Below are 8,013 nucleotides of genomic sequence, written 5' to 3'. Positions count from 1 at the left end.
TCTCTTCTCCCCGCACCGCAAAGCCCGGCCACCGTGCACGTCAAGGGGCGGCCCGTTCGGACCGCGGCCGTCCGAAGAGGCGGAGACTCAGGCCCGCAATGTCATCGATTTCGCCCCTCCGAATGAACGACGGATCGAGATGTCTCGGCGTCGCTCGGCTGATCTCGGCAGAGCAGTCGTGCCGAAAACCAAGGACTGCCGTGCAATCCGGCGCATTGAGACCTGCAAGGAAAGGACGATGAACAGCCGCGGCGAGATTCATGACCGGTCCGAGATACCGGCGACGCCGGTACCATCATCCATCCACCGGGAGAACCATCATGACTGTCTCATCCGAATCCTCACCGAGCACCACCGCTGGCGCGCGGGCGCCGGGGTACGCCGCGATGCGCGTTGCCGCCGAATGGGCGAGCGCCGCGCGAGACCAGGCACTCTCGTTCGGATTCGATGCGGACGGGGACGCCACGCAAGGTGAGGGCGGCGTACCCATGTACACGAAGTCGTATGCCAGGCGGCCGCGGCTGACGTCGCTGACGCTCGCCTATGAGGGCGTGCACCCGCTGACCCTGGACAGCAGAACGGCGAGCGCCGCGTTCTGGAGCGAGAGCGCGGTGGAGAAGTTCGTCTTTCCGTACTGCGCCTCGCTTTTCGCGGAGCAGGCGGGAGAGTTCGTGGACCGGCTGTGCCGCGCCTGGTACGGCTACCCCGACACCGTGGAAGTCTGCGCGGTGGTGCACGCCCTGGGCACGCACCCGTGCAAAGGCGTCCTGCACCCCGAAGATGCGGTGCAGCTGCTCTGCATCCCCACGGACGAGGAGGTGGTGCCCCGGACGGCGCTGTTGCTGACGCTTCGCGAGTTCGAGGACCGCTTTGGATGCGCGGACCCCGGCAAGATCCGCCGGCCGCCGGCCCCGTCCGCCGCCGGCGTGGACTGCCTGGACGACGACGTTGCGCCGGGGCGGGGGCCGGGCTGGAGCCTGGCGCCGCAGGTGGAGAGCGTGGTGGCGCGCGACGCCGCCGAGTTCGTGAGCGGGTACCGGGATCACTGGGTGTGGTTCACCGCCACCGGCGTGCCCCCGCGCCTGCACGTGGATGTCCGCCAGCTGTACCATCCCTGGCCCCGGCCGCACCTCAAGGTATTCTGGGGCGCGATGTCTTCCGTGCGAACGCGCCGGCGACCCGTCGTAACGGCCATGTTGACGAGCCTCGACGAAGTCCCCGTTCCCGCGCCGATCTCCCCGGCCGGCGATCCCCCGGAGCACCCGGATGCGATCTTCTGGACCGACCACGCCATGGAAGCGCTCCTGCTGCCGTACTACGCCTCGGTCAAGGGGTGGACGGCCCCGTACTGGAACGTGTGCCTGATGGGGAAGTGGGACGGCGTGATCCGGCCGGACAGCGACGATGCAAGCGTCGCGTTCGCCAACCTGGCCCAGCGGGTCGCCGCGCTGGACGGGGCGACCGCCCTTGCCGCCGACGACATCCACACGTCTCCCGTGTACGCGGTGACCCATCTGCCGCGTTCGGAATACGTGAGCAACGGCGGCGCCACGCTGGAAGCGCGCACGGTGCTGCTGACCCTGGAGCCGGAGGCGAGCGGCGCGCCTCGCCTGGGCGGCACGCCCCTCTCCTCACGGTGAGGGGCGGACGAAGCGGAGCTCAGCGCGGGCGGGCGGTGCGGCTGGCCAGCAGCGGCCCGAACACCGCGTCCCGCTCCAGGTAGGGCCGCAGGTGGGGGCGAGCCGCGAGGTACGCCTCCACCTGCCGCCGTCCCTCCACCCGATCGCCCAGCACCAGGGCGACGTACGCTTCGTCGAGCAGCAGCGGGAGGCGCAGCTCGGGCTCGTTCGCCGCCTGGGATCGGGCCCCGGCGAGCACGGCGCGGGCGCTGTCGCCCGCGCCGGCGCGCGCCAGCACGGCGGCCACCGCCGCGCGGCGGTACAGGGGCGAGTACGCGCGTCCCTGCTCGCGGGCGCGGGCCGGCGGATCCAGTCGTTCCAGTTCCGCGGCCAGGCGCCATGCGCGCCCGGGGTCCGGCCGGAGCGACGGATCTTCGCGCAGCAGGGTGAGCTGGCACTCCACGAACTCCCACCGGACCGGAAAACCCGCTCGCCCCTGCTCGCACCAGCGGCGCGCGTCCACGTACGCGCCCTGCGCCAGGGCGCTGAAGAACAAGCGCAGCAGCACGTCGTCGGCGTCTTCGAGCCAGGCGTCTTCCGCCAGCGCGCGGCGGGCCAGCAGGTCCGACTCGGCGGCACGGCCCCGGACGCGCAGGAGCTGGCTGAGGGCGGCCCAGGCCGAGGCGCGGGTGGAGTCGGCCTCCACGGCGGCGCGCAGGTCGCGCTCGGCCACGTTCAGCTCGTCGTCGTGCGCGGCCCCGTCGGCCGTTTCGACGGCACGCTGCCAGCGGGCGCGTCCGCGAAGCTCCAGCGCGGCGGCGTTGCGCGGCGCGCGCGCCAGCACCGACTCCGCGCGGGCAAGGGCCAGCGCCAGCAGCGGCCCGCGCTCGCGCGGCGGCACCAGCCCCACGCGCCGAAAGGCCACGTAGCCGCGCATCACCGCCGGCCGGCTCCATCCCGGGTCGGCCGCCTGGGCGCGGGCCAGCAGCGTGTCGGCGCGCAGGAGCAGGCGCGTGGCCGAGGCCGCGTCCAGCGGGTGGTGCCCGGCCGCCAGCCGCGCCGCCTCTTCGCGCAGCTGGTCGGCGTGCAGCACCAGCTCCAGCGCGTCGGGGCTGCTCGTCTCCGCCACCGTCTGGCGGAGCCACACCTCCTGCCCCAGCCGGCGGCGCAGAAAGCCGCCCACCTCCCTGGCCACGGCGTCTTCCAGCGCGAACAGGTCCCCTATCGGCCGCACCACCGTGCGGCTTTCCAGCCGGCCGCGCCCGTTGCCGTCCACCAGCCGCACGGTCACGCGAACGCTGTCGCCCCAGCGCTGCACGTTCCCCTCCACCACGCTTCCCACCCGCAGCCCGGCCACCAGGCTGTCGAGGGCGACCTGCCCGTCACGGTACGCCCTCACCGCGCCGCGTGACATCACGTCCAGCGCGGGCACCTGGCTCAGCTCGTCGATCAGCTCGCCCGTGAGGCCGCTCGCCAGGTAGCCCAGCTCGCCCCCGGGCGAATCGTCGTCGAAGTACAGGACGGCGATGCGTTGGGGATCGTAGCGAGGCGGGTCCGGCACCCGGCGCGCGGCCGGAAGCAGCATGGACGCGGCGAGCACCGCGGCTCCCGCCACGGCCGCCGCCCCCGCCAGGAACCGCCGGCGCCGCGCCGGCGCGGGGCGCCCGGTCCGCGCGCGCTCCCCCGGGACGGGCGCCTCGTCCGGGTGAAGACCCTGCTCCGCCGCGTCCTGCTCCGCCCCGTCCGCGGGACCCCGGGCGTCGTGCGGCGCGTCCGTGCGGGGCTCCGCCGCGCGCGCGTCGGCCTCAACGGCCGCCTTCCGCCCGTCCTCCGCGCCGGGGAGCGCCACCTTCTCCGGCGACGGGAGCCGCGACGCCGTTCCCGGCGGCGGCTCGGCGCGCAGACCCTCAACGAGCGCGGTAAAGGCCGTGTCGGGCTCCAGCCCCAGCTCCTCGCGCAGCCGGGTGGTATGGGCCTCGGCCACGCGAAGGGCGCCGGCCCGCTCCCCCGCCGCGTCCAGCGCCTGGGCCAGCCGCAGCGCCGCCCGCGAGCCGTAGGGGTCATGGGCGGCCAGGCGCCTCCACCACTCCACGGCCTCCAGCAGGTTGCCGGCGGCCTCGGCCTGCGTCGCCAGCCGCTCCAGCGCGCCCGCGCAGGCGCGTGCCAGCCGGTCGCGCTCGGCATCCACCCAGCGCTCGAACTCCGGGGCATCGGACACGTAGAAGCCGTCCAGCAGCGGTCCGCCGTACTCCGCCACGGCTTCCTCCAGCCGCCCCGCCTCCAGCGCATCCTCGAACGCACCCACGTCGCTGCGCACCACCCGCGGAGAGAGGGCGATCTCGTCCCCCATTGACACGAACACGTCCTCCGCCAGCTCGCGGCGAAGGACGTAGAGCGACTCGGAGAGGCTGTGGCGGGCGGCGTCGGCGCTGTGCTCGGGCCAGAGGAGGCCGATCACCTTCTCGCGCCCCAGCGGCCGCCCCCGGGCCACGGCCAGCACCGCCAGGATGGCAATGCGCCGTTTGTACGCGGCGCGGCCGGTAACCGGCCCCGTGGGGCCAACCAGGACGGGAGAACCCAGGACCTTGAGAGCAAGCACGGCAGGATGACGAACTGCGTTGATAGACGGCGGGAAAGGTCATTGAGGGGTTGACGATAGATAACCCCGCGACAGACGGCGAGCAAGGCCGGAGCCCCCCGGCCCGGAGCGGAACCCCGCGGTCGGGCGGACGCCACCCCGGGCCCCGGGAAGCCCACGTGAACGGCGCCCGCCGCGCCGGAGAAGCGGAGCATGAGATACCGGGTGATGCTGCAGCAGAGCCTTTCCGACCGCGCGCCGCGGGCGATGCAGGCGCGCTACCGCCTTCGCGACGGACGCGTGCAGGCGTGGCCGGTGACGGTGCACCCCGAGGGCGGGAGCGCCGTGCTGGAGGTGGAAAGCGGCGAGGACATGCTGCTCCCCGGCGCGGTCGCGCGCTCGCTGGTGGGGCACTACGCCACCGCGCCCCTCCAGGAGGAGCGCCAGATCTCCAGCGTGAGCGCGCTTTTCGGGGTGGAGGACGTGGATCCCGTAACGAAAGAACGAAAGGAGGTTCCCATGTCATCCGGATAACGGCCGCGGTCCCATGGCGGTCACGGACCTGCCCCCGACGAGGCCTGTTGCGCTCGGTCGGCAACCACTCCCGGAGCGCACGGACCGACGGCACGGCATACCAGGGATGCGGCCGGTGCCGGGTGGTTTGCGCGGGGAGGCCGACAGCTCGCCTGGACCCGAAGCATCCCGAAATCCCATTCACTCCCTTCTACTGCGGATCCTGATCCGCCAACAACGGAGCGTTCAATGTTGAGTCTCGACACGATCACGTATCTGTGGGGCACCTGGCTCGCCGGGACCTACGGCACCCGGCTCAGATTCACCGCAAGCTTCAACTACGCGGCTCACGAGGAGCTGAACCCCTATCCGGCGTTCGAGTGCCACGCCCAGGTACTCGACCTGAACTACGACGGAAGCTCGCTGCCCACCGGCGCGTCGAACGTCGCGCATCACTTGTGGTACGACAACGCCACCGAGAGGGCGCAAACGGAGCAGTTCGAATTCGGTTCGTCGACGCAGCAGACCTTTACCTGGTCGGTGACCACCGCCCTCGAGCTCGGCATCGAGTTGAGCATGACCGCGGGCGTTCCGGACACGCTGTCCACCAGCGAGAAAGTCTCGGTCAAGCTGACGCTGTCCTCGACCAGCAGCGAATCCCACACCGCCGAACAGGAGTGGAAAGTCAACACCGAGGTCACGGTGCCAGCCCAAAGCTCCGTTCTCGCGCAGATGGTCATCGACGAACAGTCGTACGACATCGACTGGACCGCCCGCGTAAAGGTGACCGGATGTACGGCAATCTGGTTCGAAGATCAGGTCAGCCTTTCCGTAAGCGCGGGATTCCATAATCTGTGGTTCGTACCGATCCAGGAGATGCTCGCCCAGGCTACGCGCGCCGGGATTGACACCAGCGGATTCGAGCTCCAGGACGACGGGATCATCGGCGTCGCCACCGGCACGTTCACCGGGGGCCAGGGAATCAGCGTGGCAGCGCAGGCGACGCAGCATCCGCTGCGTACTTCCGGCGGGGCCGCCAAGGCCGGCGGCATTCCGCTGCTTTTCGGCGCAGTCCATGCCGGCTCGGTAGCGGTGTAGCACGCGTCTCACGCGGGAAGAGGATCGAATCGGGGGGATCCCGGACGCGCAGGCCGCCGTTCGACCCGCATGCAGCCGGGGCCGCAGTGCGCGCAGGCGGACTCGGCGGCGATTCTCCTCCCGGGCGCACGCTCGCGGCCGCCCCCGCCTCGCGGGGGGCGGCCGCTTCGCCCCGTGAGGATATGATCCCCTTCCTCCTGAAGGATGAGCGCCGAATGACGCAGGATGGCAGAGGACGGCCCGGCGCACGCCCTCTGCCCGACCGCCGGACCGTCACCGCTGCTTGATTTCGGCTTTCATTCGGGTTAGCTTACGGGGTGGTGATCACCCTGAGCCGCGGGAGGGCCGGGATGCAGCAGCTGGTACAGCTTCGCGGCCGCGGCGCGGCGCAGAACCCCAGGAACCGCTTCGTGGATACCGAGCACGTCGCCGACGGCGACTGGCTCGACACGCTCGATGACGACGAGCCGGGGCCGCGCACGGAGTTCCTGCGCGACCACACGCGCGGCATCATCGCGCGCAACGACAGCCCCGACATCCCGTTCCAGACGAGCGTGAACCCGTACCGCGGGTGTGAGCACGGCTGCATCTACTGCTTCGCCCGCCCCACGCACGAGTACCTGGGCTTCAGCGCCGGGCTGGACTTCGAGACGCGCATCCTCGTCAAGCACGAGGCGGCGGAGCTGCTCCGCCGCGAGCTCGCCTCGCCAAAGTGGGTGCCGTCGCCCATCGCCATGTCGGGCGTGACGGACCCGTACCAGCCGGTCGAGCGCAAGCTGGGGATCACCCGCGCGTGCCTGGAGGTGCTGGCGGAGTTCCGGAACCCCGTGGCCATGGTCACCAAGAACCACCTGGTCACGCGTGACATCGACCTGCTGGGCGAGCTGGCGGCGCACGGGGCCGCCGTCGTCAACATCTCCGTCACCTCGCTGAACGAAAAGCTGCAGCGGGTGATGGAGCCCCGCGCCAGCACCCCCGCGCGGCGGCTGGAGGCCATCCACAAGCTCAGCGAGGCGGGGATCCCCGTCCGGGTGCTCGTGGCGCCCGTGGTGCCGGGGCTCACGGACCACGAGATGCCGGCCATCCTCGCCGCGGCGGCGCAGGCCGGCGCCACGGCGGCGTCGTACATCCCCCTGCGGCTGCCGCACGGGCTCAAGGGGCTGTTCGAGGACTGGCTGGAGACCCACTTTCCCGATCGCAGGGCCAAGGTGCTCAACCGCATCCGCGAGATGCGGGGCGGCAAGCTGTACGACAGCGAGTGGGGCACCCGCATGCGCGGCGAGGGCGTGTTCGCCGACCAGTACGAGGCCATGTTCGGCGCCGTGTGCCGCAAGCATGGGCTCACGCGCGACTTTCCGCCGCTGTCGACGAGCGCGTTTCGCCGCGTGCACGACCGCGCGGGCCAGATGGGCCTGTTCGACTGACGCGGCCGAGCCGGCCGATGATCCGTTGCCGATCACGCGTGCCGCAGCCCGGGAGGGCCGCGCGTGCCTACCCATGAAAAACAAGGGATCATCGATGAGGGCCCATGGACCTCCTGATGCTCGTGATCGCCGCCACGTCGTTGGCGCTGCAGATCATCACGCGACCGCGTAAGCGGGGTTGACGAACGAAAGGGCCGGTCTCAGCAGAGGCCGGCCCTTCGCTTCTCGCAGTCCCCCGATCGTCTCCAGATCCGGAACCGTGGCGAGCAAGGAACCCGCGGATTGGCTGAGGCCATGCCATGCGTAGCAGATCCTTCGGTCGCGCCCATGGGGCCGGTGAGCGGGCGAGGTCCACGCGGGCGCTCTCTCAGGAAATCAAGTCGAAGTCCCTTCCTGGTTGCGATCAAAGGGCGCGAACCCCGGACGTGAAGAAGCGTCCTCCCGGCGGGGGCCGGGAGGACGCTTCCGCGCATTGTAAGCGGCAACGTGAGCCGACAGCATCAACTTCCGGCCAAAGGCATCAACGGCTCATTCCATCAACGGTCCTGCCTGACGGTCCATTCCATCCAATCCCATCAAGGATCCCGCGCATCGAAATCGGTCCAATCCGTCCCCATCAAGGCACTGCCAGAAAAAACCCTCGGTCAGCCGGCGGCCGAGCCGCTCCAGCCCCACTCGCGCTCCGTGCGGCCCTCGCACACCGTCTGCACGCCGCCGTACAGCCACCACAGGCTCTCGGGCGTGCAGGTGTAGGGCACCTCGCTCAGCATGCGGCCAAAGG

5 protein-coding genes are annotated in these 8,013 nt (G+C 71.1%); 4 read left to right on the top strand and 1 reads right to left on the bottom strand.

The features are described 5' to 3' along the window. Window positions 1-488: 488 nt before the first annotated feature. Window positions 489-1,640, top strand: coding sequence for a hypothetical protein (locus VFZ20_RS10605; protein ID WP_329683843.1), 1,152 nt, complete (start codon window positions 489-491; stop codon window positions 1,638-1,640). Between the two features lie 19 nt (window positions 1,641-1,659). Here the strand turns inward: VFZ20_RS10605 and VFZ20_RS10600 are convergent, their stop codons facing one another. Then, window positions 1,660-4,218 (bottom strand): BTAD domain-containing putative transcriptional regulator, encoded by a 2,559-nt coding sequence (locus VFZ20_RS10600; RefSeq protein WP_329683842.1) that lies wholly within the window; start codon window positions 4,216-4,218, stop codon window positions 1,660-1,662. Window positions 4,219-4,410: 192 nt separating this feature from the next. Here VFZ20_RS10600 and VFZ20_RS10595 point away from each other — a divergent pair, with 192 nt between their 5' ends. The 3 genes from VFZ20_RS10595 (at window position 4,411) to VFZ20_RS10585 (ending at window position 7,232) form a co-directional block, all read left to right on the top strand. Further along, window positions 4,411-4,731 (top strand): hypothetical protein, encoded by a 321-nt coding sequence (locus VFZ20_RS10595; protein WP_329683841.1) that lies wholly within the window; start codon window positions 4,411-4,413, stop codon window positions 4,729-4,731. Window positions 4,732-4,959: 228 nt separating this feature from the next. Continuing rightward, on the top strand, window positions 4,960-5,808 hold the full coding sequence (locus VFZ20_RS10590; protein WP_329683840.1) for an ETX/MTX2 family pore-forming toxin: 849 nt from the start codon (window positions 4,960-4,962) through the stop codon (window positions 5,806-5,808). A gap of 350 nt (window positions 5,809-6,158) precedes the next feature. Next, window positions 6,159-7,232 carry a PA0069 family radical SAM protein gene (locus VFZ20_RS10585; protein ID WP_329683839.1) on the top strand — a complete coding sequence of 358 codons (1,074 nt, stop codon included), beginning with the start codon at window positions 6,159-6,161 and terminating at the stop codon, window positions 7,230-7,232. The last annotated feature ends 781 nt before the right edge of the window (window positions 7,233-8,013 follow it).

The sequence above is a fragment of the Longimicrobium sp. genome, from assembly GCF_036280135.1.
GTDB lineage: Bacteria > Gemmatimonadota > Gemmatimonadetes > Longimicrobiales > Longimicrobiaceae > Longimicrobium.
This window is presented reverse-complemented; position numbering and strand designations above follow the sequence as displayed.